The organism is Streptomyces sp. NPDC048211 (assembly GCF_043202315.1).
Lineage (GTDB): Bacteria > Actinomycetota > Actinomycetes > Streptomycetales > Streptomycetaceae > Streptomyces.
This window is the reverse complement of record NZ_JBIDAD010000001.1, coordinates 1,036,145-1,057,856: the sequence shown is the minus strand read 5'-3', so window position 1 is coordinate 1,057,856 and position 21,712 is coordinate 1,036,145. Positions and strand designations below refer to the sequence as shown.

The 21,712-nt window shown below is 70.7% G+C and carries 22 protein-coding genes; 13 read left to right on the top strand and 9 right to left on the bottom strand.

Annotated elements, in window-relative coordinates:
• Positions 1-185 precede the first annotated feature (185 nt).
• The 5 genes from ACGFZA_RS04900 (at position 186) to ACGFZA_RS04880 (ending at position 5,313) form a co-directional block, all read left to right on the top strand.
• Positions 186-1,124, top strand: coding sequence for a cellulose-binding protein (locus ACGFZA_RS04900; protein WP_385275988.1), 939 nt, complete (start codon positions 186-188; stop codon positions 1,122-1,124).
• A gap of 83 nt (positions 1,125-1,207) precedes the next feature.
• A complete protein-coding gene (locus ACGFZA_RS04895) occupies positions 1,208-2,230 on the top strand; it encodes an ATP-binding cassette domain-containing protein (RefSeq protein WP_385275991.1) in 1,023 nt (340 codons plus the stop codon).
• 5 nt (positions 2,231-2,235) lie between these two features.
• The gene (locus ACGFZA_RS04890) at positions 2,236-3,015 is read left to right on the top strand and encodes an ABC transporter permease subunit (protein ID WP_385275994.1); all 780 of its coding nucleotides are present in this window, start codon (positions 2,236-2,238) and stop codon (positions 3,013-3,015) included.
• Positions 3,016-3,211: 196 nt separating this feature from the next.
• Positions 3,212-4,405 (top strand): ABC transporter ATP-binding protein, encoded by a 1,194-nt coding sequence (locus ACGFZA_RS04885; protein WP_393677142.1) that lies wholly within the window; start codon positions 3,212-3,214, stop codon positions 4,403-4,405.
• The gene (locus tag ACGFZA_RS04880; protein ID WP_393677140.1) at positions 4,402-5,313 is read left to right on the top strand and encodes an ABC transporter permease subunit; all 912 of its coding nucleotides are present in this window, start codon (positions 4,402-4,404) and stop codon (positions 5,311-5,313) included. The genes ACGFZA_RS04885 and ACGFZA_RS04880 overlap by 4 nt, the downstream gene beginning before the upstream one ends.
• Positions 5,314-5,343: 30 nt before the next feature.
• On the opposite strand, the gene ACGFZA_RS04875 is transcribed toward ACGFZA_RS04880, so the two are convergent.
• Positions 5,344-5,673, bottom strand: coding sequence for an ATP/GTP-binding protein (locus tag ACGFZA_RS04875; RefSeq protein WP_385276003.1), 330 nt, complete (start codon positions 5,671-5,673; stop codon positions 5,344-5,346).
• Positions 5,674-5,872: 199 nt separating this feature from the next.
• Here ACGFZA_RS04875 and ACGFZA_RS04870 point away from each other — a divergent pair, with 199 nt between their 5' ends.
• Complete coding sequence (locus ACGFZA_RS04870) at positions 5,873-6,916, top strand: LLM class flavin-dependent oxidoreductase (RefSeq protein WP_393677137.1); 1,044 nt, start codon at positions 5,873-5,875, stop codon at positions 6,914-6,916.
• A gap of 90 nt (positions 6,917-7,006) precedes the next feature.
• On the opposite strand, the gene ACGFZA_RS04865 is transcribed toward ACGFZA_RS04870, so the two are convergent.
• On the bottom strand, positions 7,007-7,399 hold the full coding sequence (locus ACGFZA_RS04865) for an SCO5389 family protein (protein WP_136328739.1): 393 nt from the start codon (positions 7,397-7,399) through the stop codon (positions 7,007-7,009).
• 262 nt (positions 7,400-7,661) lie between these two features.
• On the opposite strand from ACGFZA_RS04865, the gene nucS reads away from it, so the two are divergent.
• Positions 7,662-8,333: an endonuclease NucS gene (nucS, locus tag ACGFZA_RS04860; protein ID WP_326657926.1), complete on the top strand. Its 672-nt coding sequence runs from the start codon at positions 7,662-7,664 to the stop codon at positions 8,331-8,333.
• Between the two features lie 291 nt (positions 8,334-8,624).
• Here nucS and ACGFZA_RS04855 read toward each other — a convergent pair whose 3' ends face one another.
• From ACGFZA_RS04855 to ACGFZA_RS04840, 4 genes are all read right to left on the bottom strand, one after another.
• Positions 8,625-11,111, bottom strand: coding sequence for an ATP-binding protein (locus ACGFZA_RS04855; protein ID WP_393677134.1), 2,487 nt, complete (start codon positions 11,109-11,111; stop codon positions 8,625-8,627).
• 239 nt (positions 11,112-11,350) lie between these two features.
• Positions 11,351-11,674, bottom strand: a complete 324-nt coding sequence (locus tag ACGFZA_RS04850; RefSeq protein ID WP_018102617.1) for an STAS domain-containing protein — start codon at positions 11,672-11,674, stop codon at positions 11,351-11,353.
• A 248-nt stretch (positions 11,675-11,922) separates the two neighbouring features.
• Positions 11,923-12,771, bottom strand: coding sequence for a 3-hydroxyacyl-CoA dehydrogenase family protein (locus ACGFZA_RS04845; protein ID WP_385276014.1), 849 nt, complete (start codon positions 12,769-12,771; stop codon positions 11,923-11,925).
• 132 nt (positions 12,772-12,903) lie between these two features.
• A complete protein-coding gene (locus tag ACGFZA_RS04840; protein ID WP_393677131.1) occupies positions 12,904-13,545 on the bottom strand; it encodes a TetR/AcrR family transcriptional regulator in 642 nt (213 codons plus the stop codon).
• An 81-nt stretch (positions 13,546-13,626) separates the two neighbouring features.
• On the opposite strand from ACGFZA_RS04840, the gene ACGFZA_RS04835 reads away from it, so the two are divergent.
• The 3 genes from ACGFZA_RS04835 to ACGFZA_RS04825 all read left to right on the top strand — a co-directional run bounded on the left by ACGFZA_RS04835 (position 13,627) and on the right by ACGFZA_RS04825 (position 15,820).
• A complete protein-coding gene (locus ACGFZA_RS04835; protein WP_385276020.1) occupies positions 13,627-14,409 on the top strand; it encodes an ABC transporter ATP-binding protein in 783 nt (260 codons plus the stop codon).
• A gap of 26 nt (positions 14,410-14,435) precedes the next feature.
• Positions 14,436-15,185, top strand: a complete 750-nt coding sequence (locus ACGFZA_RS04830) for an ABC transporter permease (RefSeq protein ID WP_393677129.1) — start codon at positions 14,436-14,438, stop codon at positions 15,183-15,185.
• Positions 15,186-15,247: 62 nt separating this feature from the next.
• Positions 15,248-15,820: a cob(I)yrinic acid a,c-diamide adenosyltransferase gene (locus ACGFZA_RS04825; protein ID WP_385276026.1), complete on the top strand. Its 573-nt coding sequence runs from the start codon at positions 15,248-15,250 to the stop codon at positions 15,818-15,820.
• A gap of 27 nt (positions 15,821-15,847) precedes the next feature.
• Here the strand turns inward: ACGFZA_RS04825 and ACGFZA_RS04820 are convergent, their stop codons facing one another.
• Entirely contained in the window at positions 15,848-16,417 is a 570-nt protein-coding gene (locus ACGFZA_RS04820; RefSeq protein ID WP_393677126.1) for a hypothetical protein, read from the bottom strand.
• Between the two features lie 152 nt (positions 16,418-16,569).
• On the opposite strand from ACGFZA_RS04820, the gene ACGFZA_RS04815 reads away from it, so the two are divergent.
• The 3 genes from ACGFZA_RS04815 to ACGFZA_RS04805 all read left to right on the top strand — a co-directional run bounded on the left by ACGFZA_RS04815 (position 16,570) and on the right by ACGFZA_RS04805 (position 20,481).
• Positions 16,570-17,784 carry a sensor histidine kinase gene (locus ACGFZA_RS04815; protein WP_393677124.1) on the top strand — a complete coding sequence of 405 codons (1,215 nt, stop codon included), beginning with the start codon at positions 16,570-16,572 and terminating at the stop codon, positions 17,782-17,784.
• The gene (locus ACGFZA_RS04810) at positions 17,781-18,431 is read left to right on the top strand and encodes a response regulator (RefSeq protein WP_385276035.1); all 651 of its coding nucleotides are present in this window, start codon (positions 17,781-17,783) and stop codon (positions 18,429-18,431) included. The genes ACGFZA_RS04815 and ACGFZA_RS04810 overlap by 4 nt, the downstream gene beginning before the upstream one ends.
• 178 nt (positions 18,432-18,609) lie before the next feature.
• Positions 18,610-20,481: a glycosyl hydrolase family 18 protein gene (locus ACGFZA_RS04805; RefSeq protein WP_393677122.1), complete on the top strand. Its 1,872-nt coding sequence runs from the start codon at positions 18,610-18,612 to the stop codon at positions 20,479-20,481.
• Positions 20,482-20,641: 160 nt separating this feature from the next.
• Here ACGFZA_RS04805 and ACGFZA_RS04800 read toward each other — a convergent pair whose 3' ends face one another.
• Both ACGFZA_RS04800 and ACGFZA_RS04795 read right to left on the bottom strand, forming a co-directional pair.
• Positions 20,642-21,088: a DUF2550 domain-containing protein gene (locus ACGFZA_RS04800; protein WP_385276343.1), complete on the bottom strand. Its 447-nt coding sequence runs from the start codon at positions 21,086-21,088 to the stop codon at positions 20,642-20,644.
• A 140-nt stretch (positions 21,089-21,228) separates the two neighbouring features.
• Positions 21,229-21,603 (bottom strand): F0F1 ATP synthase subunit epsilon, encoded by a 375-nt coding sequence (locus ACGFZA_RS04795; RefSeq protein WP_148020742.1) that lies wholly within the window; start codon positions 21,601-21,603, stop codon positions 21,229-21,231.
• Positions 21,604-21,712: the final 109 nt, after the last annotated feature.

Below are 21,712 nucleotides of genomic sequence, written 5' to 3'. Positions count from 1 at the left end.
CCGTCCGGGGCATTTCCATGGTCCGGCCGGGACGTTCAGCCCTCCGAGTGGCAAGGGTTACGGGGGTCAGCCACTCAAAAGGGGTGTCATTCTCCAGATCAAACGGGCATCTGCTCGATGACACGCCGTTCTGGCGCCTAGGATTCCCTCTATCACCTCACCGGTCTCACTTCGACAGGAACCCCATGAGTGACCCTTCCTCCCCCTTCGGCTTCGAGCTCGTGCGACGTGGTTACGACCGCGGTCAGGTGGATGACCGCATTACCAAGCTCGTCGCCGACCGTGATAGTGCTCTCGCCCGCATCACGTCTCTGGAAAAGCGCATCGAGGAGCTCCACCTCGAAACGCAGAACGCCCAGGCCCAGGTGAACGACGCGGAGCCGTCGTACGCGGGTCTCGGCGCGCGTGTGGAGAAGATCCTCCGCCTTGCCGAGGAGGAGGCCAAGGACCTGCGTGAGGAGGCCCGTCGCGCCGCCGAGCAGCACCGCGAGCTCGCCGAGTCCGCCGCCCAGCAGGTGCGCAACGACGCCGAGACCTTCGCCGCCGAGCGCAAGGCCAAGGCCGAGGACGACGGTGTCCGCATCGTCGAGAAGGCCCAGGGTGAGGCCAACACGCTGCGCTCGGACGCGCAGAAGGACGCCGCCCAGAAGCGCGAGGAGGCCGACGCCCTCTTCGAGGAGACCCGCGCCAAGGCCGCCCAGGCCGCCGCGGACTTCGAGACCAACCTGGCCAAGCGCCGCGACCAGTCGGAGCGCGACCTCGCGTCCCGTCAGGCCAAGGCCGAGAAGCGTCTGGCCGAGATCGAGCACCGCGCCGAGCAGCTCCGCCTGGAGGCCGAGAAGCTCCGCACGGACGCCGAGCGCCGCGCCCGTCAGACGGTGGAGACCGCTCAGCGCCAGGCCGAGGACATCGTCGCCGACGCCAACGCGAAGGCCGACCGGATCCGCAGCGAATCGGAGCGCGAGCTGGCGGCGCTCACCAACCGCCGCGACTCGATCAACGCCCAGCTGACCAACGTCCGCGAGATGCTGGCGACGCTGACGGGTGCCGCGGTGGCAGCCGCCGGCTCGCCCGCCGACGAGGAGCCCGCCACGCGCGGCGTCCCCGCCCAGCAGACCCGCTGATCACCTGCTCGGTCGCAGCCCCTTGCGCGCCCGGTTCCGCCTTTGTGGTGGCGCCGGGCGCGCGGCCGTTCTAGCGTGATCGCATGATCGAGCTTGATGGCCTCACCAAGCGCTTCGGCAACAAGGTTGCCGTCGACCAGTTGTCGTGCCGGATCAAGCCGGGGATGGTGACGGGTTTCCTGGGACCCAACGGGGCGGGCAAGTCCACCACGATGCGGATGATGCTCGATCTCGACAACCCCACCAGCGGATCGGTACGCATCGACGGCAAGCACTACCGCGAGCTGTCGGAGCCCCTGAAGTACATCGGCGCGCTGCTGGACGCCAAGTCGATGCACGGTGGTCGCAGCGCCTACAACAACCTCCTCTGTCTCGCCCAGAGCAACCGGATCCCGCAGAGCCGGGTGGCGGAGGTCCTGGACACCGTCGGTCTGACCGCCGTGGCGAAGAAGAAATCCAAGGGGTTCTCCCTCGGTATGGGCCAGCGCCTGGGAATCGCCTCGGCACTGCTCGGCGATCCCGAGATCCTGATGTTCGACGAACCCGTCAATGGTCTGGACCCCGAGGGAATTCACTGGATCCGCAATCTGATGAAGGCCCTTGCCGCGGAAGGCCGGACGATCTTCGTCTCCTCGCATCTGATGAGTGAAATGGCGCTGACCGCGGACCATTTGATCGTGATCGGACAGGGCAGGCTGCTCGCCGACACGTCGATGGCCGACTTCATCCACCAGAACTCCCGCAGTTATGTGCGGCTGCGCTCGCCGCAGCAGGAGCGGCTGCGGGACGTCCTGCACGCGGAGGGAATCGTGGCGGTCGAGTCGGGCAACGGCACGCTGGAGATCGACGGCGCCACCACCGAGGCACTGGGTGAGCTCGCCGCCCGGCACACGATCGTGCTGCACGAACTGAGCTCCCAGCGGGCCTCGCTGGAGGAGGCGTTCATGCAGATGACGGCCGACTCGGTGGAGTACCACGCGCACTCGGAGCGCGGGGCGCAGCCGCCGCCGGTCGGGCCGCACTGGGGCGATCAGTGGAACCGGCCACCCGGCGACGCCCCGGGCCCCGGGGCCGGCGGCGGTCCCGGCACCGGACAGGGGGCGTGACGACGATGGCATCGGTACCCGCGGTCCTGACCTCCGAATGGACCAAAATCCGTACGGTCTCCTCGACGACCTGGACGCTGATCTGCGCGTTCGTCGTCACCGTGGCGATGAGCGCCGCGCTCTGCGCGGTGATGAACGCCCAGTTCGACGACCTCTCCGACGCCGAGCGGGCCACCTTCGACCCCACCTTCATCAGCTTCTCCGGGATGATTCTCGGCCAGCTGGCGATGGTCGTCTTCGGTGTCCTGGTGGTCGGTACGGAGTACAGCTCCGGCATGATCCGCACCTCCCTGGCGGCGGTGCCGCAGCGCGCCACCTTCCTCTTCAGCAAGATGCTGGTGGCCGGTGTGCTGGCCCTGGTCGTCGGGATGGTCACCAGCTTCGTCTCGTTCTTCCTCGGCCAGGCCCTGCTGGGCGACCACAGCACCGGCATCGGCGAGGACAACGTGCTGCGGGCGGTCTTCGGCGCCGGTCTCTACATGGGGCTGATCGCGCTCTTCTCCATGGGCGTGGCGGCGATGCTGCGCAGTTCCATGCTGTCGCTCGGCATCCTGATGCCGTTCTTCTTCCTGGTCTCGCAGATCCTGTCGGCCGTCCCGGGGGCCAAGAGCGTCGCCCAGTACTTCCCCGACCAGGCCGGGTCCAAGATCATGCAGGTGGTGCCCGACGCGATGGACAGCGATCCGGCACCGTACGGGCCGTGGGCCGGGCTGCTGATCATGGTGGCGTGGGTGGCGGCCGCGGTGCTCGGCGGCTTCCTCGTACTCAAGAAGCGCGACGCCTGACCCGCTGTGCCGCGGATCCCGGTCCGCGGCGCGGGACCGGCCGCGGGAAGGGCCGAAGGGGAGCGGTTCCGCGAGCGACTCGCCCCGGTACGACTTGGCCGGAACCGTCAAGGCCTGGATATCCTCCTCACTCATACGGGGGGCGTGCGGCCGATGGCCTGTGCCCCGACGACAGATAAGTCGATGGGGCTGGAGCATGATCGAGGCAGTCGGCCTGACCAAGCGCTATGGCGCGAAGACGGCCGTGTACAACCTTTCCTTCCAGGTGCGGCCCGGCGCCGTCACCGGGTTCCTCGGCCCCAACGGGTCGGGCAAGTCGACGACGATGCGGATGATTCTCGGCCTGGACCGGCCGACGGCCGGCCGGGTGACCATCGGCGGCCACGACTTCCGCAGTCTGCCGAACGCACCGCGCCAGGTGGGAGCGCTGCTCGACGCCAAGGCCGTGCACGGCGGGCGCAGCGCCCGCAACCACCTGCTCTCGCTCGCCCAGCTCGCGGGCATCCCGGCCGCCCGCGTCGACGAGGTGCTCGGCGTCGTCGGCCTCCAGGACGTCGCGCGCAGGCGGTCCAAGGGCTTCTCGCTGGGCATGGGGCAGCGCCTGGGCATCGCGGCCGCCCTGCTGGGCGACCCGCAGGTGCTGCTCTTCGACGAGCCGGTCAACGGTCTCGACCCGGAGGGCATCCTCTGGGTCCGGAATCTGATGAGGATGCTGGCGTCCGAGGGCCGTACGGTCTTCGTCTCCAGCCACCTGATGAGCGAGATGGCTCTCACCGCCGACCATCTGATCGTGATCGGCCGCGGTCAGCTGATGGCCGACATGAGCATCACCGAGTTCATCTCGGCCAACTCGGCCGACTTCGCGCGGGTCCGGGTGCCGGACGACGGACCCGAGCAGCGGGAGAAGCTCACCACCACCCTCACCGAGGCGGGCGGCCAGGTCATGTCGGAGCCGGACGGAGCCCTGCGGATCACCGGCCTGCGGCTGCCCCGGATCAGTGATCTGGCCCATCAGGCGGACGTCCGGCTGTGGGAGCTCTCGCCGCACCAGGCCTCGTTGGAGGAGGCGTACATGCGGATGACGCAGGGCGCCGTGGACTACCGCTCGACGGCCGACCACGTAGCCCATCTGCAGGCACCGCCGCCGCCCGGCGGATACGGACCGCAGCAGGGCTACGCGCCGCCCCAGCAGAGCGTTCCCGAGGTGCCGCAGCAGGGCTGGTACGCCCCGCCGCCGCCCGGACAGAACCCGTACGCGAGCGCTCAGGCACCCGCGGCGCCGGCAGCCGCGCCGGCGGTTCCCGCCGCCGCTCCCGCTCCCGCCCCGGCGGCGCCCGCCGGACCCCCCGCAGACCTGACCAAGAGCGACACCAGCGAGGACTCCCGATGACAACGCCGTCCACGCCGTCCACGCCGCAGGCGCCGTACCAGCAGCAGGCGTACCAGCAGCAGGGGTACCAGCAGCCGCCCGCTTCCCAGCAGCACGGGCAGGGCATGCAGGCCGGCTACTACACCTCGCCGATCCCGGTGCGCCCCGCCACCCTCGGCGACGCGCTCGCCTCCGAGTGGACCAAGATCCGTTCCGTGCGCTCCACGATGTGGACGCTCGGCGTCATGATCGTGCTGCTGCTCGCCATCGGGGTGCTGTCGGCCGTCGTGGTCAGCGCCTCCGACGCCGACATCAGCGACACCCCGGTGCTCAGCCTCGGCTTCTTCGGGGTGCTCCTGGGAACGATCTGCGTGATCACGCTCGGCGTGATGACCATCGCGTCGGAGTACGGCACCGGCATGATCCGTACGACGCTGACGGCCTGCCCGAGCCGGGCCCGGGTGCTCAGCGCGAAGGCGATCGTCTTCTTCCTGCTCACCTTCGTGCTGACGACGGTGCTGACCACGGTCGTCGCCCTGATCCAGACGTCCATCCTGGACTCCGCGGCGCCCAGCGGTGACGAGTGGCTGCGCAGCACGGTCGGCGTGGGTCTCTACATCGCGACGCTCGGGCTGCTCTCGCTGGCGGTCGGCGCGCTGATCCGGCACTCGGCCGGAGCGATCACGATCATGATCGGTGTGGTGCTGCTGCCGCTCGTGCTCGCGATCTTCATGTTCTCCGAGTCGCTGGCGTCGCTCCAGAGGTGGCTCCTGGAGTACTCGATCCCCAACCAGCTGAGCATCTTCTACGACAACTCGGTCACCTCGTCCGGCGGGCCGTCCGGCTGGGACCCGCTGTGGATCATGCTGGGCGTGACCGCCGCGGCCCTGGGCGGCGCCTACCTGGCGATGAACAGCCGCGACGTCTGAGCCGACGGCCGGCTCCAGTACGGCCGGCTCTCAGTACCGAGGCGCGTTCCTGGACCGCTGCACCCGTGTGGTGCGGCGGTCCTTCGCGTTCCAGCAGGCCTTGTGCCAGTGCCTGCGGTCGTCGATCCCGCCGTACTCGGACCAGGCCACCAGATGCGGGACGCCGGAGGGGATCTCCTGGTCGCAGCCGGGGCACCGGTAGCGCTTGCCCGCCGCGCTCGCGCCGCTGACCGGGCGGACGGACCACTCCTCGCCCTGCCACTCCTCCGCGCGCCCTCCCCCGCCGTACCGGTCCCCCTCCGCGCTCGCGCTGTCGGCAGGGCTCTCGCCGCCTCGGGGGCGGTTGCGGCGCGGGGACACGTGACACCTCACGGGGCAGGGCTGGGCAGTTCCCGTCCAGCGTAGGGCCATTCGGCGGGGGCATACGTCTCGCACCGCCCGGGACGGGACGGGTTAGCGGAAAATCGCAACAACTTCTCGTTGGACCGTGCCTTTGGCACGTGTCAGACGTTGTTGCCGGTAGGGGAGAGCCGCGTCGGCCGCAAGGAGGTATCTGGCGATGCGTGTGGGAACGTTCGTACTGGCAGCCCAGTTTCCGGGGCAGGGACCCGGTGAGGCGCTGCATCGCGCGATCCGGTCCGCCGAGGTCGCGGAGGAGTCCGGCCTCGACTCGGTCTGGCTGGCCGAACATCATTTCGTGCCTTACGGGGTGTGCCCGTCCGCCGTGACGCTGGCCGCGCTGCTGCTCGGCCGCACCCGCAGAATCCGTGTCGGTACGGCGGTCAGCGTGCTGCCGACGCAGCACCCGGTCGCGCTCGGCGAGCAGGCCGCGCTGCTCCACCTCACCAGCGGCGGCCGGTTCACGCTCGGCGTGGGCCGGGGCGGGCCCTGGATCGACCTGGAGGTGTTCGGCGGCGGTCTGGAGGCCTACGAGAACGGCTTCCCCGAGTCGCTGGGGCTGCTGCTCGACTGGCTGCGCGAGGCGCGGGTGTCGGGCCGCGGGGAGCGCTACGGCTTCCGTGAGGTGGCGGTGGTCCCCCGGGCCGACGAACTGCTCGACGAGGACAGCGGCGAGAGCCCCGGCGGTCCCGAGGTGATCGTCGCGTGCACCTCGCCGAAGAGCGTGAAACTGGCTGCCGAAAACGGCCTGCCGATGCTGCTCGGGATGCACTGCGGCGACGAGGAGAAGGCCGAGATGGTCGCCCTCTGGCGCTCCTGCGCCCTCGCCGCGGGCCGTTCGCCGCAGAGCGTACGGGAGGCGGGGCACGTGTCCGCGGGCGTGGCCCAGATCGCGGACCGCGCCGACGACGCCCGGGAGACGCTCGTGAAGGCGATGCCCGGCTGGCTGCGACAGGGGCTGAGCGCCCATGTGACGGTCGACGGCCGACACCGGGTGATGCGCGACCCGGTCGGGTACACGGAGCTGCTGTGCGGGATTCATCCGGTCGGGCCGCCCCGGCTCGCGGCCGACCGACTCGCGGCCACCGCGGAGCGCACGGGCATCACCCGCTTCGCGCTCCTGGTGGAGGGTTCCGGAGATCTCGTGGCCACGGAGGAGAACGTAGCGCGGCTGGGCACAGAGGTGCTGCCGCTCCTCGAATGACCCACACAGATGGGTTTCACGGTGTACGTACGGGAGCTGCCGCCCCGGACCAGTCGCACCTCCCGCGGCCCGGAACGGCAGCGAAAGACGTCAGCAGTCCCGTAGTTCGGGCGACTGATTGAGCAACTGGCCCCTCACCGAGGTGAATCGGGCCAGCCGGTCGTCGACCGAGGCGTCCAGCGGGAACACCGCGACGCGGTGGCAGTTCTGGAATGCGAGGCGCACTCCGAAGTGCCGCTGCAGCGCGCCGCGTATCGCATCACTCGCGAGCGCACGCAGCAGCTGACCACGTGCCTGCTCGTTGGGCGGCGGCGTCTGGTTGTCGGCGAACTCCCCGCCGTCGACCTTCAGCTGAGCCACCAACGAGCTGATCATCTCCCATGCGTAGGGCAGGGAGGTCCGGACGCAGTCGACGAAGTCGGCTTCGTCGACCTCGCCTCGCTCGGCCTGTTCCAACAGCGCCGGTGAGACGTCGAGCGACATGGGTTCTCCTCTCGCGACCCCGGCGGAGGCCGGGGCCTTACGGGCAGGGAAGGAGGACGGCGACGCAGCGTGCACGCACGGCGACCTCCTGCATCCACGGTAAGGGCGCAGTCCGGGCCGCACCAGGAGATTGGGAACACAACCGGCCAACAACGAAGGGGTTCAAAGAGGGGCAAGCCAGAAAGCGTCACTCCCGGGCGGGGATGGAGTGACGGGTGGGTGAATCGCGTCGAGCACCCGTCGTCGAGTAGCGTTGCCGACCATGCGTCTCGTCATCGCCCGCTGCTCCGTGGACTACGCCGGCCGGCTCACGGCCCACCTGCCCTCCGCTCCCCGCCTCATCCTGGTGAAGGCGGACGGGAGCGTGTCGATTCACGCCGACGACAGGGCGTACAAACCGCTCAACTGGATGTCGCCGCCCTGCACCCTGAAGGAGGGCGCCGACGACACCGCGGGCGTCTGGACCGTCGTGAACAAGGCGGGCGAAAAACTGATCATCACGATGGAGGAAATCCTCCACGACTCGTCCCACGAGCTGGGTGTCGACCCCGGCCTGATCAAGGACGGCGTGGAAGCGCACCTCCAGGAACTGCTCGCCGACCGGATCGAGACGCTCGGCGAGGGCTACACCCTCATCCGCCGCGAGTACTTCACCGCCATCGGCCCCGTCGACATCCTGTGCCGGGACGCCGACGGGCAGACCGTGGCGGTCGAGCTCAAGCGGCGCGGCGACATCGACGGCGTGGAGCAGCTGACCCGCTATCTGGAACTGCTCAACCGCGATCCCCATCTGGCACCGGTGAAGGGCATCTTCGCCGCCCAGGAGATCAAGCCCCAGGCCCGCGTGCTGGCGACGGACCGGGGCATCGGCTGCGTGGTGCTCGACTACGACGCGATGCGCGGCATCGAGGACGACAAGCTCAGGCTCTTCTGACCGCACCGGCCCCGCGGGGCCGGTCCGCCGGGGCCCGGTGCGCGGTTCGGCCGGGGCCCGGTCCCGTCGGACGCTTCGAGCCCGTCCGGCGCTTGAGGACGGACCCCTCTCCGCGGAGAGGGGCAGACCCGCCGGACGGGCGCACCCGCCAGGACCTCAGGGACCGAAGGCCGACGCGCAGGCGCACCCGCCAGGACCGTCAGGCGCCGAAGGCAAAGGCGCAGGCACCCCCGGCCGCACCGGCGACCGAGGGAACGCGCAGACGCCCCCGGCCGCACCCTCCGCGCCGGCTCAGACCACCGACGGGCTCGCGTCCGGCCCCGAAGTCCCGCTGGCCGAGTCCGACGTGTCGGGGTCGGACGGCTCCGTCGTCTCCGGATCCGTGGGCGTCGGCGAATCACTCGGCTCCGGCGGCGTCGACGACGGGCTGGACGTCGGTGAATCCGACTTCGTCGGCGTCGGCTTCGTCGGCGTCGGCTTCGTACGCGTCGGCGAGGGCTTGTCCGGCGACGAACCGCCGGGCGACGACGGGGTCGTCTCCGAAGCCGTGGCACCCGGGGACGACGCCCCGCTTCCGCCCGCCGGCACGGACTCGCTCCCCGAGGGGCCCGGCGTCGACGACGACGCGGACGCCGACGCGGAACCCGACGCCCCCGCGGACGGAGTCGTACCGTCCGTGGGCTCCTGGGCCGGCAGCTCCTCCTCGGTGTCACCGCCCTCGGTCACCGACTGGTCGGTCGAGGCTCCCGGGTCACCCTGCGGTTCGCTGTTCGAGGTGAGCCCGAGGGTCACCACGGTGCCGAGCACTCCGGCCAGGAGCACGCCCGCACCGGCGGCGACCACATTGCGCCGGGCCCCGCGCAGAATCGCGAAACGGCCGCCCTCCGCCCCGCCGGACGCCGGCGGAGCACTCCGCGCGGACACGACGACGGTCTCGTCCGAGTAAGGCCGCGGGACCGAGACGGGTATGGCGGCCGGCACACCGCGCGGCGGCGACGCCAGAAGCGGGTTGGGCGGTATCTCGCCGCCGACCGCCGTGACACCCCCCACGACCGGGCCGCCGGAACGGTCCTCGACCAGGGCGAGCGCGCGCCGCCCGGCGACCGCGCCGGACTTGTCGGCGAGCGCCCCTCGCATGCTGATGGACGTCTCCAGCTCGGCCCTGGCCCGGTCGAGCTGACCGGTACAGAGGGCGAGTACGCCCAACTCGTGGTGGAAGTAAGCCTCTTCGGCGACCTCGCCCGCGATCCGGCCGGCCTCCTGGCCGAGCCTCAGGGACCTCTCCCAGGCGCTCCAGTGCAGCCCGGCGGCAAAGGCCGGCGAGGCACTGCCGGCCAGCAGCACGGCGACACTCGTCTGCCCGGCCCCGTCCCCCGGCACCAGCTGCGCCATCGCCGCGATGATCGCGTCGGCCTCCGCCACCACGCGCGCGGGGGTGACGGAGGGGTGCCCGGCCCACCAGGCGTAGTGCTGAGCCACGGTCCGGGCCCGGTCGGTCACTCCCTCGCCGTATCCGGCGGCCTCCAGCTGGGCGAGGACGCCGGCGGCCAGCCGGTAGCGGGAGCCTGCCGCGGACAGCAGCCCGCAGCCCGCGAGCTCACCGAGCGCCGCGTCGGCGTGGGTGTCCCCCACGAGTGCCGGCAGATGCGCCTGGTGCGGCACCTCGCCGCCGAGCGCGACCGCGAAGCGCAGGGTGTCGCGCGCGGCCTCGCTCAGCCGTGAGGCGAGCAGGGCCGCGGGCGCGGCACCCTCGCCGAGGCTGGGCAGCGGCACCGAAGCCGATCCGTCGGCGTCGTCGGGCGCCGGCGGCTCCCCGGCGGGGCGGTTCTCCAGGTAGCCGTACTCGTCGTACGCGGTCGGGTCGGTGCTCAGCAGGTCGCGCTGGCGCAGCAGGGCGCCCGCCTGGACGAACCGCAGCGGAAGCCCCTCGGACTCGAACCAGAGGTCGCCGGCCCAGCCGGCCTCCTCCTCGGTGAGCTTGCGCTCGACCACCCGCTCCATCAGGTCGACCGAGGCGGCGCGGTCAAGGCCGGCGAGGAAGACCTCTTCGAGGTGGGAGTCGGGGCCGGGCGCGGCCACATCGGGCGTGGCGGCCAGCAGGAAGGCGCATTCGGGCGTCGCGTCGAGCAGCTCGTCCAGTGCGGCGCCGCCGAATTCCAGGTCGTCGAGGACGACGACGGCACCGGTCGACCGCAGCTTCTCCAGCAGCAGTTCCCGGTCCGGGCGGTGCAGCGGCGCGTCGTGGACGGCCTCGAAGAGTCCGTGGAGGAGGTCGGTGACGGTGCGCTTGTGTCCGTTGAGCCGGACGACTCCGTCGGGTGCGAGTTCCGCGCAGTCCGCGGCGACGACGTTCAGCAGCGCGGTTCGGCCGGAACCGGCCGGTCCGGTGAGCCGTACGGAGCGGCCGCGGGCGAGCAGACGCGTCAGCCGTTGGCGCTCGTCCTCGCGGCGCAGCAGTGGGAGCCGGGGTACGGGCGGTCCGGGCGGCACGGGGGGCGCCGCGGCCCGCTCCCGTTCGGCCCGCTCCGCCGGGGTGCGCCGGACGGGTGCGGCGGGCTGCTCCCCGGGCGGGCAGGGTTCGACCTCGCTGCCGTCGACGGGGTTGACGGTGAGCAGGAGGTCGCCGGCCATGAGCGGGACGATGCGCGCCTGTTGCGGTGTTTGCTGACCGAAATCAGGCGTCAGCGGATCGCGGGAAGGACGGCGTCGGCCGGCTTCCTCGGCGAAGCCGTTGCCGTCGTGGCCGAACTCTTCCGGCCCCCGGTGTATCGGGTCCATCGCCAAAGCCCCCAAGACGCGTCGAGCACGGTTGCCCCTCCCGGCCTCGCACGTCCAGCTGTCGCTTCCGGTCCGGTGTCCGCCAGGTGGGTCCGTCAATCGGCAGACGGCCGAACCCTAAACCTTCGCACAGTATCTACGAACATCCGGGGTGCCGCGCCGCCCCACAGATCACGGTCTCGTGAGGATTGTGTGGCTTCGCCCCGGCAGCCGGGGCAGGCGTCCGCCGCCGGGCGTCCTCAGACGCGCGGCAGGGATTCCGCGGCGATTCCGCCCTCGATGGCCAGGATGCGGTGCAGCCGGGTGGCCACCAGCAGGCGTTGCATCTGCGGAGGTACGCCGCGCAGCACCAGCCGCCGTCCGGCGCGCCCGGCCCTGCGGTGGGCGCCCATGATGACGCCCAGTCCGGTGGCGTCCCACGAATCCAGCTCGGTCAGGTCGAGCACCAGATCGCCGACTCCGTCGTCGAGGGCCGAGTGCAGGACCGTACGGGCGTCCGCCGCGCTTCGGACGTCGAGGCGGCCCCCGACGACCAGCTCGGCGTGGTCGCCCCTGATGTGCATATGCGCTCCCCTGGAAGCTCCGTGGCTTGGTCGGTCTGTCTGAAACTGTCTCTGCCCCAACTGACTGCGGCAACGACAGGGAAGTTGCCGTCTGTAAGCGAACCGATACCGAATTCACTCCGTGGAGTGACCCGGGCCCACCGTGGAACCCCTGCGCATCCACTGCGGACCCGCTCGGTCCCGGAGGCCGCCCCCCGGAACCCCGGGCCTGACCGACGGCGGATCAGGCGGCCGGGGGGCCGAAACGATCAGTAGGTGTAGAAGCCCTGCCCGCTCTTGCGGCCGATGTCACCTGCATCGACCATCCGGCGCATCAGCTCCGGGGCGGCGAACTTCTCGTCCTGGGACTCGGTGTAGATGTTGCCGGTGGCGTGCAGCAGGATGTCGACGCCGGTCAGGTCCGCGGTGGCGAGGGGCCCCATGGCGTGGCCGAAGCCGAGCTTGCAGGCGATGTCGATGTCCTCGGCCGAGGCGACGCCCGACTCGTACAGCTTGGCGGCCTCGACGACGAGCGCCGAGATCAGCCGGGTGGTGACGAAGCCGGCCACGTCACGGTTGACCACGATGCAGGTCTTGCCGACCGACTCCGCGAACTCCCGTGCTGCGGCAAGGGTTTCGTCGCTGGTCTTGTAGCCGCGCACGAGTTCGCAGAGCTGCATCATCGGGACCGGCGAGAAGAAGTGCACACCGACCACGCGCTCCGGGCGCTCCGTCACGGCCGCGATCTTGGTGATCGGGATGGCGGAGGTGTTGGAGGCGAGCACGGCGTCGTCCCGGACGATCTTGTCGAGGGAACGGAAGATCTCGTGCTTCACCTCCAGCTTCTCGAAGACGGCCTCGACGACGATGTCCGCGTCGGCGACGGCGTCGAGATCGGTGGTCGTGGTGATGCGGGCGAGCGCGGCCTCGGCGTCGGATTCCGCGAGCTTGCCCTTGGAGACGAACTTGTCGTAGGAGGCCTTGATGCCGTCACGGCCACGGGTCAGGGCCGCGTCGGTGACATCACGCAGCACGACGTCCCAGCCCGCCTGGGCGGAGACCTGCGCGATACCGGACCCCATGAGTCCGGCGCCGATGACGGCGAGCTTCCTGGCCACGGTGGCACCCCTATGCATTCTCGACGGTTGCTGTTCCATGCTCTCCGGCGGAGGTTAGTACCCGTGAGGGGCGCTGAGGCGGTGAAGAGATGCGCGTCACGTCTCAAATGACGGACATCACACCGGGATGCGTCATTCGGCGGCGCGCCGGGCGTAGTTGAGCACCTTTTCGCCCAGCAGGTCCTCGATGTCGTCGAGCAGGACGAGGGCGTCGCGGGACACCTCGGCGGGCTTGCGGCCCGCCACCATCTCGCCGCCGATGTACGCCATGAGCGTCGCGTGCACCCAGGCGAGCTGGCCGGCCACCAGGCTCGCCGTGCGGTCCCCGGGCCCGTCACCGCACTCCTCCTGGAGCGTCCCCTCCAGGTGCTGGAGGACCTCCTGCTGTACGTGCCAGAGCCGGGCCTTGAGGCTGTCCGCGCCCTCGATGACCCGCATGAACCGCGCGTAGCCCTCCATCAGCCCGACGGTGGGTGACACGCCCTCGACCTGGATGCGCAGTTCGCGCAGAACGGCGTCGGCCGCGGACTCGCCGCTGTCCCGGCCCCGGACGTACCGCGAGAGGCGGTCGACGACGCCGCTGCTGCGGTCGAGGAAGAGGTCCTCCTTGGTCGGGAAGTAGTTGTAGACCGTGTTCACCGAGACGTCGGCGGCGCGGGCGATCTCGGCGATCGTGACCGCGTCGAATCCCCGCTCCAGGAAGAGACCGGTGGCCACGTCCGAGAGGTACTGCCTGGTCCGGCGCTTCTTGCGCTCCCTGAGTCCCTCAGTCATGGACTCATCGTAGGACGCTCTGGGGTTGATGAATATTTGGTGTCATTGCAATTTTTCAGTGACTCTGTTTTTGTGGTCGCTATGCCAATCATCAGCACGGCCGGGCTCGCCCGGACCTTCGCCTCGAAGACCGGCCCGGTGGAGGCCGTCCGTTCCCTCGACATGACGGTCGCGACCGGCGAGATCGTCGGGCTCCTCGGCCCCAACGGGGCCGGCAAGACCACCACGCTGCGCATGCTCACCACGCTGCTCGCCCCCACCGGCGGCGCGGCCACCGTCGCCGGCTGCGACCTGCTCGCCGACCCCGCGGGCGTGCGGAAGAAATGCGGATACGTGGCCCAGTCGGGCGGCGTCGACCCCCACATCAGCGTCCGGGAGGAGCTGGTCACCCAGGGCCGGCTCTACCGGCTCGGCAAGGCCGAGGCCGTGACCCGGGCCTCGGAGCTCGCCGCCGAGCTGGGCCTGACCGGACTGCTCGACCGCAGGACGCTCACCCTCTCCGGAGGCCAGCGGCGGCGGCTCGACATCGCGATGGGCCTCACCCACCGCCCGGCCCTCCTCTTCCTCGACGAGCCGACCACGGGGCTCGACCCGGGCAGCCGCGCCGATCTGTGGGACCTGGTGCGCCGGCTGCGCGACACGCACGGCACGACCGTCGTGCTGACCACCCACTACCTCGACGAGGCGGACGCGCTCGCGGACCGGCTCGTCGTCGTCGACGGCGGCCGGGTCGTGGCCGAGGGCACGCCGGCCGCGCTGAAGACCATCCACGCGGGTTCGCCCACCGCCTCGCTCCAGGACGCGTTCCTCGCGATCACGGGCCGTGCCCCCGCCTCCGCCGATGCCGCACCCGTCGCCGTCTGAGGCCCGTCCCACAGGAATCGAGTCCCATGCTTGTCCACGACACCGCGCTCGTCTTCGGGCGGTATGCCCGGCAGACCCTGCGCTCCACGTTCCAGATCCTCTTCGGCATCCTCATGCCGCTGCTGTACCTGCTCCTCTTCGGCCCGCTGCTCACCGGGCTGCCGCTCGGCCCTGTCGGTGACTCCTGGCAGGTCCTGGTCCCCGGGCTGCTGCTCCAGCTCGGCCTGTTCGGTGCCTCGTTCGCCGGATTCGCCGTCATCATCGACAAGTCGACCGGGGTCATGGAACGGATGCGGGTCACCCCGGTCAGCCGGACGGCGCTGCTCCTGGGCCGGGCCCTGCGCGACGCGCTGCTGTTCATGTTCCAGGCGGTGCTGCTGGTGCTCGTCGCCGTACTCATGGGGCTGCGCGCCCCGCTGCCCGGCGTGCTGATCGGCTTCGCGTTCGTCGGCCTGCTGACACTCTCGCTGGCCTCGCTCTCGTACGCCCTGGCCATGAAGGTGGGCACGCCGCAGGAGTTCGGGCCGGTGATCAACTCGCTCACCATGCCGGCCATGCTGCTCTCCGGCCTGATGCTGCCGATGACGCTGGGCCCCCGATGGCTGGACGTGCTGTCGCACTTCACGCCGCTGCGCTACCTCGTGGACGCGGTGCGGGACGCGTACGTGGGCTCGTACGCCACCGCGCACATGCTGTACGGCGTGCTGGTCGCCCTCGGATTCGCGGCCCTCGCCGTGACAGTGGGCACCCGCGTCTTCAGAAAGGCCGGCGCCTGACGACCAGCGGGGCGCCGGGAGGCCGCTCGCCGGCGCGCACCGGTCGTCACTAGGCTGACCGCATGGTCAACCTGACACGTATCTACACCCGCACCGGCGACCAGGGCACCACCGCCCTCGGCGACATGAGCCGGACCGCCAAGACCGATCTGCGGATCTCCGCGTACGCCGACGCCAACGAGGCCAACGCGGTCCTCGGTACGGCGATCGCGCTCGGGCAGCTGACCGACGACGTCGTGAAGGTCCTCGTCCGCGTGCAGAACGACCTGTTCGACGTGGGCGCGGACCTGTCGACGCCGGTCGTCGAGGAGCCGAAGTACCCGCCGCTGCGGGTCGAGCAGTTCTACGTCGACAAGCTGGAGGCGGACTGCGACCACTTCCTGGAGCAGGTGGAGAAGCTCCGCAGCTTCATCCTGCCGGGCGGTACCCCGGGCGCCGCGCTGCTGCACCAGGCCTGCACGGTGGTCCGGCGCGCGGAGCGGTCCACCTGGGCGGCGCTGGAGGTGCACGGCGAGGTCATGAACCCGCTGACGGCGACGTACCTCAACCGCCTCTCGGACCTGCTGTTCATCCTCGCCCGGGTGGCGAACAAGGAGGTCGGCGACGTGTTGTGGGTGCCGGGCGGCGAACGGTGAGACCGGGCCCGCCCGGCGACCGGGGCCTCAGCCGGGCGGGCGCGGCAGCTGCTTCGCGCCGCCCCGCGGGTCCCTCTTCGGGAAGAGCGTGTAGCTCGCCGCGATCACCAGGTTGATGCCGATCACGAAGAGCATCGTCTGCTGCCACGACCGCAGCGACGCCGTGTCCCCGTCTCCCCCGACGTACCAGACCGCCGCCTGGAGCAGGGCCAGCGCCGTCACCGCGGCCACCGTCCACCGCCCGGCCACCCGCCACTCGTGCGCGGCCCGTGCCATCCCGTACTTCGGCGGTCTCACCGGTGGCGGGCCTCCCGCGAAGCGGTGGGCGACCCGGGCGTCGATCCACTGGATCGTGGAGTGACCGAGGCCCAGCGTGAAGCCGATGTAGACGGCGGCCAGCCCGTGCTTCCAGTCCGGAGCGGCGCCGTTCTTCAGGTCGACGGCCGTCACCACCAGCAGGACGACCTCCAGCAGCGGCTCGCAGAGCAGCACGGCGGCGCCCAGGCGCGGCTTCTTCGCCGCGTAACGCAGCGTGAGTCCGGCGGCCAGCAGCACCCAGAAGGCGATCTCGCAGAGAACGATCAGTGTGACGATCACGGTCCGTTTCCTTTCGCTCCCTTCCAGCCTGGCGGCACGGCCGTCCCGGATCATCGGCCCCGGTGACGAAAGAGCACTGCATCCTTCGATGTAGTGGCGGTTCACTCCCGGTACGGACGCGCTGCCGGCGGACCGGCGTGTTGGATGGGAGCGTGTTCTCTCCGGCCCGTACGCGCCATCTGCCCCGCCCCCACCGCAGCGACGTCCTCATCGCGGCCGTCGGGCTGCTCGGCGGAACGGTCCTGTCGCTGCTCGGTCTGCACATGCAGAACGGCCGCCTCTTCGACGCGACGTGGCCGGCGCTCATCCCGCTCGCCGTGATGTCGGCACTGGAACTGCTGCGCCGGAGCGCACCGCAGACGGCGTTGGTCATCGGGACGCTGGCCCTCGTCGCGGACCAGTTCACGCGCGGGAACCTGGCGACCCTGCTGATGTACACCGACCTCATGTACGCGGCCGTGCTGTACGGGACCCCGGCGGCCGCCCGCCGCATCCCCGTGACCACCTTCCTGATCACGGTCGGGGTCACGATCGGTTTCCTGGCCTGGTTCCGCGACGCCGAGGCCCTGCTCATCGGCATCGTCACGGGTCTCGTCTCCTTCGTGCCCGCGCTCACCGGGGTCAGTGTCCGCAACCACCGCGACGCCGCGGAGACCGCCCGGCTGCGCGCCGACCAGACCGCCCTGCTGGCCGAGATGGACCGCGCGCAGGCGGTGACCGCCGAACGCGCCCGGATGGCCCGCGAACTGCACGACATGGTCGCCAACCACCTCTCCGCCATCGCCATCCACTCCACCGCCGCGCTCTCCATCGACGACCCGGCGACCTCCCGCGACGCCCTCGGGGTCATCCGCGAGAACAGCGTCGACGGTCTGGCCGAAATGCGCCGCCTGATCGGGCTGTTGCGCACCGGGGCCGCGGATCCGGAGCCGAGCAGTTCGCCGACCCTCGACTCACTGGACGCCCTCATCGGGCAGCACCGCACGAACGCCGCGTCCAGCGGGCTGACCTGCACCCTGGACGACGCCCGTACCGGCCCCGGCCGGCTGCCCGCCCCGGTCGAGCTGGCCGCGTACCGCATCGTGCAGGAGTCCCTCACCAACGCGCTCAAGCACGCCGCGCCCGGCCCGGTCACGGTACGGCTGGGGCAGACGAAGGACGGGCTGACGGTGGAGGTGTCCAGCGTCCTCGGGGACCGGCCCGGGTCGCGCGCCCCGGGTTCGGGCGCCGGGCTGATCGGAATGCGGGAGCGGGTCGCGCTGCTCGGCGGCACCTTCGAGGCGGGCCCCGCACCCGGCACGGGCGGGACGAGGATCTGGCACGTACGGGCCGAACTGCCCGTCGAGGAAGGGAGAGTGGCGTCATGACGATCCGGGTGCTGGTCGCCGAGGACCAGTCGGCCGTACGGGCGGGGCTCGTGCTCATCCTGGGCAGCGCACCGGACATCGAGGTCGTCGGGGAGGCCGGGGACGGCGAGGAGGCGGTCCGGCTGGCCCGCGAACTGCGCCCGGATCTGGTGCTGATGGACATCCAGATGCCCCGGCTGGACGGGGTGTCCGCGACGAAGCAGGTGGTCGCGGAGCGGCTGGCGGACGTGCTGGTGCTGACGACGTTCGACCTGGACGCCTATGTGTTCGGCGCGCTGCGGGCCGGGGCGTCGGGCTTCCTGCTGAAGGACACCGAGGCGCGCGGGCTGCTCGACGCGGTGCGCACGGTGGCGCGCGGCGAGGGGCTGATCGCCCCGTCGGTGACGCGCCGGCTGATCGCGGAGTTCGCCGGGACCGCACCCGCTCGACCGTCGGAAGATCACGACAGGAGGGTCCTGGACACGCTCACGCGACGCGAGCGCGAGGTGCTCGGCTGTCTCGGGGAGGGGCTGTCGAACGCGGAGATCGCGGTACGGCTCTCGATGGCCGAGGCGACGGTGAAGACGCACGTCAGCCGCTTGCTGGGAAAGCTGGAACTGCGCAGCCGGGTCCAGGCGGCGGTGCTGGCACAGGAGTTGGGCGTCTGAGGTTTAAGCACACCCGACTCCGAACTTTGGTCTGGACCTCTTGACGATTGGTCCAGACCTTCCTAATCTCACCGAGCACACTGCGGTGAGCCCGCCATGACAAGGCGAGCTCAGGGCGGCGCAGGGTTTGCAGTCCACGGACCACCCCGTTTGTCCGGACCTCACCCGAGGAGCACCGTTGAGCACTGACACCCCCCGCCGGACCCGATTCAGATTCGGGGCCGGAAAAGCCACCAGATCCAGAGCCGTCGCGGGCCTCACCGCACTGCTCCTTCCGCTCGCCGCCATGGTCGGCATGGCCTCCCCGGCCGAGGCCGCGACCTCGGCCACCGCCACCTACCTCAAGAAGTCCGACTGGGGCAGCGGCTTCGAGGGCCAGTGGACGGTGAAGAACACCGGCACCACCGCCCTCAGCTCCTGGACCATCGAGTGGGACTTCCCGGCCGGCACCGCCGCCGGTTCCGCCTGGGACGCCACCGTCACCAGCTCGGGCACCCACTGGACCGCCAAGAACCTCGGCTGGAACGGCTCGGTCGCACCGGGCGCCAGCGTCTCCTTCGGCTTCAACGGCACCGGCTCCGGCTCCCCCAGCGGCTGCAAGCTGAACGGCGCCTCCTGCGACGGCGGCAGCGTCCCCGGCGACAACGCCCCCTCGGCGCCGGGCACCCCCACCGCGAGCGCCATCACGGACACCTCGGCGAAGCTGAGCTGGAGCGCGGCCACCGACGACAAGGGCGTCAAGAACTACGACGTCCTGCGGGACGGCGCCGTCGTCGCCACGGTCACCGGAACCACGTACACGAACACCGGCCTCACCGCGGGTACCGACTACTCGTACACCGTGCAGGCCCGGGACACCGCCGACCAGACCGGCCCGGCCAGCGGCGCGGTCAAGGTGCACACCACCGGCGGCGGGGGTACCGACCCCGGCACCGGCTCCAAGGTCAACCTCGGCTACTTCGCCGAGTGGGGCGTCTACGGCCGGAACTACCACGTCAAGAACCTGGACACCTCCGGTTCCGCGGCGAAGATCACGCACATCAACTACGCCTTCGGCAACGTTCAGGGCGGCAAGTGCACGATCGGTGACTCCTACGCCGACTACGACAAGGCGTACACCGCCGACCAGTCCGTCGACGGCGTCGCCGACACCTGGGACCAGCCGCTCCGCGGCAGCTTCAACCAGCTGCGCAAGCTCAAGGCGAAGTACCCGCACATCAAGGTCCTGTGGTCCTTCGGCGGCTGGACCTGGTCCGGCGGCTTCGGCCAGGCCGCACAGAACCCGGCCGCGTTCGCCCAGTCCTGCTACGACCTGGTCGAGGACCCGCGCTGGGCCGATGTCTTCGACGGCATCGACATCGACTGGGAGTACCCCAACGCCTGTGGCCTGACCTGTGACACCAGCGGCCCGGCCTCGCTGAAGGCGCTCACCTCGGCGCTGCGCACCAAGTTCGGCAGCAGCAACCTGGTGACCGCGGCCATCACGGCCGACGGTTCCGCCGGCGGCAAGATCGACCTCGCCGACTACGCGGGCGCCGCTCAGTCGCTGAACTGGTACAACGTGATGACGTACGACTTCTTCGGCGCCTGGGACGCGAAGGGCCCGACCGCCCCGCACTCCCCGCTCACCTCGTACAGCGGCATCCCTAAGGCCGGCTTCACCGCCACCGAGGCCATCGCCAAGCTGAAGGCCCAGGGCGTCCCCGCCTCGAAGCTGCTGCTCGGCATCGGCTTCTACGGCCGCGGCTGGACCGGCGTCACCCAGGACGCACCCGGCGGCACCGCCACCGGCGCGGCCCCCGGCACCTACGAGGCGGGCATCGAGGACTACAAGGTCCTCAAGAACAGCTGCCCCTCCACCGGCACCATCGCCGGTACGGCCTACGCGCACTGCGGCACCAACTGGTGGAGCTACGACACCCCGGCCACCATCGCGTCCAAGATGACCTGGGCGAAGAACCAGGGCCTGGGAGGCGCGTTCTTCTGGGAGTTCAGCGGGGACACCAGCAACGGTGAGCTCGTGAGCGCGATGAACAGCGGTCTCAAGTAGTCCCCACCGCACGGCTCATCGTGTAACCCCCGAAAAGCGCCGGGGAGACAGGTCCGCCCCCTGTCTCCCCGGTTTTCGTGTCTGCCGTACGCGGCCTCAGGCCACGTTCACCCTCCCCGGACTTCGTCCGGGAGGTGCCCCCTTCCAACGAGGCCCCTGGTCAAGCCACATTGACTCGCTGGCCGGGCGGTGCCGCCTCCAGCCAGGCGAGGAATCCGGTCAGGGCGTCCTCGCTCATCGCCAGCTCCAGGCGGGTCTCCCGGTGGAGACAGCCGAGCACGACGGCGTCGGAGAGCAGCGCGAGCTCCTCCTCGCCCTCGGGCAGCCGACGGGCGACCACCTCGATCGAGGAGCGCTCCAGCACCCGGCGCGGACGCGGGGAGTAGCTGAAGACGCGGAACCAGTCGACCTTGTCGCCGTGGTAGCGCGCGACTCCGTACACCCAGCCCTTGCCCGAGAGATCGGGCTCCGCCGGCACGTTCCATCGCAGGCTGCAGTCGAAGGTCCCGCCGGAGCGCTGAATCAGCCGCCGGCGCAGACCGAAGACGAAGAGCCCCATCAGGACCAGTGCGACGACGAGTCCGCCCACCCACAGCGCGAGGACCATCTCCACCGACCTCCTCGCGTCATCGAGTAAACGGATACCGCCCGAACTTCACCTGCACCTGCATCGCCTCAGCCGCGACACGGTCTGGAGGGGTCTCCAGCTCGGGCCGCGGCTGAGGGTAAAGCCGTTTCGCGGGGTGACTAGTGCACCGCCACCGCACGCAGTCGCACATCGGCGCGGCGCTCGGCGGCGCTGTCCGTGTCCGACTTCGCACGCTCGAACGCACGCTCGGCGCGCTCGACGTCGATCTCGTCGGCCAGCTCGGCAATCTCCGCCAGCAGCGAGAGCTTGTCGTCGGCGAACGAGATGAATCCACCGTGCACAGCGGCGACGACGGTGCCGCCTTCGCTCGTACGGATCGTCACCGGGCCCGATTCCAGCACACCCAGGAGCGGCTGGTGACCGGGCATGACGCCGATGTCGCCGGACGTGGTACGTGCGACAACGAGGGTGGCCTCGCCGGACCAGACACTGCGGTCCGCGGCGACCAGCTCGACATGCAGCTCAGCAGCCAAGGGTGGCTCCTCGGGTCACCACCCGGCGGTCATGCCGGGTGTTGGGTCAATTCTACGGGGCGTGGTGAGGGGGGCGGGACACACCCACCCCCCTCGGTGAGCCGGAGGC

Excerpts from the sequence above, each read along its gene's own strand:
- ACGFZA_RS04900 (WP_385275988.1), top strand. The coding sequence starts at position 186 with ATGAGTGACCCTTCCTCCCCCTTCGGCTTCGAGCTCGTGCGACGTGGT.
- ACGFZA_RS04895 (WP_385275991.1), top strand. The coding sequence starts at position 1,208 with ATGATCGAGCTTGATGGCCTCACCAAGCGCTTCGGCAACAAGGTTGCC.
- ACGFZA_RS04890 (WP_385275994.1), top strand. The coding sequence starts at position 2,236 with ATGGCATCGGTACCCGCGGTCCTGACCTCCGAATGGACCAAAATCCGT.
- ACGFZA_RS04885 (WP_393677142.1), top strand. The coding sequence starts at position 3,212 with ATGATCGAGGCAGTCGGCCTGACCAAGCGCTATGGCGCGAAGACGGCC.
- ACGFZA_RS04880 (WP_393677140.1), top strand. The coding sequence starts at position 4,402 with ATGACAACGCCGTCCACGCCGTCCACGCCGCAGGCGCCGTACCAGCAG.
- ACGFZA_RS04870 (WP_393677137.1), top strand. The coding sequence starts at position 5,873 with ATGCGTGTGGGAACGTTCGTACTGGCAGCCCAGTTTCCGGGGCAGGGA.
- ACGFZA_RS04865 (WP_136328739.1), bottom strand. The coding sequence starts at position 7,399 with ATGTCGCTCGACGTCTCACCGGCGCTGTTGGAACAGGCCGAGCGAGGC.
- nucS (WP_326657926.1), top strand. The coding sequence starts at position 7,662 with ATGCGTCTCGTCATCGCCCGCTGCTCCGTGGACTACGCCGGCCGGCTC.
- ACGFZA_RS04855 (WP_393677134.1), bottom strand. The coding sequence starts at position 11,111 with ATGGACCCGATACACCGGGGGCCGGAAGAGTTCGGCCACGACGGCAAC.
- ACGFZA_RS04850 (WP_018102617.1), bottom strand. The coding sequence starts at position 11,674 with ATGCACATCAGGGGCGACCACGCCGAGCTGGTCGTCGGGGGCCGCCTC.
- ACGFZA_RS04840 (WP_393677131.1), bottom strand. The coding sequence starts at position 13,545 with ATGACTGAGGGACTCAGGGAGCGCAAGAAGCGCCGGACCAGGCAGTAC.
- ACGFZA_RS04835 (WP_385276020.1), top strand. The coding sequence starts at position 13,627 with ATGCCAATCATCAGCACGGCCGGGCTCGCCCGGACCTTCGCCTCGAAG.
- ACGFZA_RS04830 (WP_393677129.1), top strand. The coding sequence starts at position 14,436 with ATGCTTGTCCACGACACCGCGCTCGTCTTCGGGCGGTATGCCCGGCAG.
- ACGFZA_RS04825 (WP_385276026.1), top strand. The coding sequence starts at position 15,248 with ATGGTCAACCTGACACGTATCTACACCCGCACCGGCGACCAGGGCACC.
- ACGFZA_RS04810 (WP_385276035.1), top strand. The coding sequence starts at position 17,781 with ATGACGATCCGGGTGCTGGTCGCCGAGGACCAGTCGGCCGTACGGGCG.
- ACGFZA_RS04800 (WP_385276343.1), bottom strand. The coding sequence starts at position 21,088 with ATGGTCCTCGCGCTGTGGGTGGGCGGACTCGTCGTCGCACTGGTCCTG.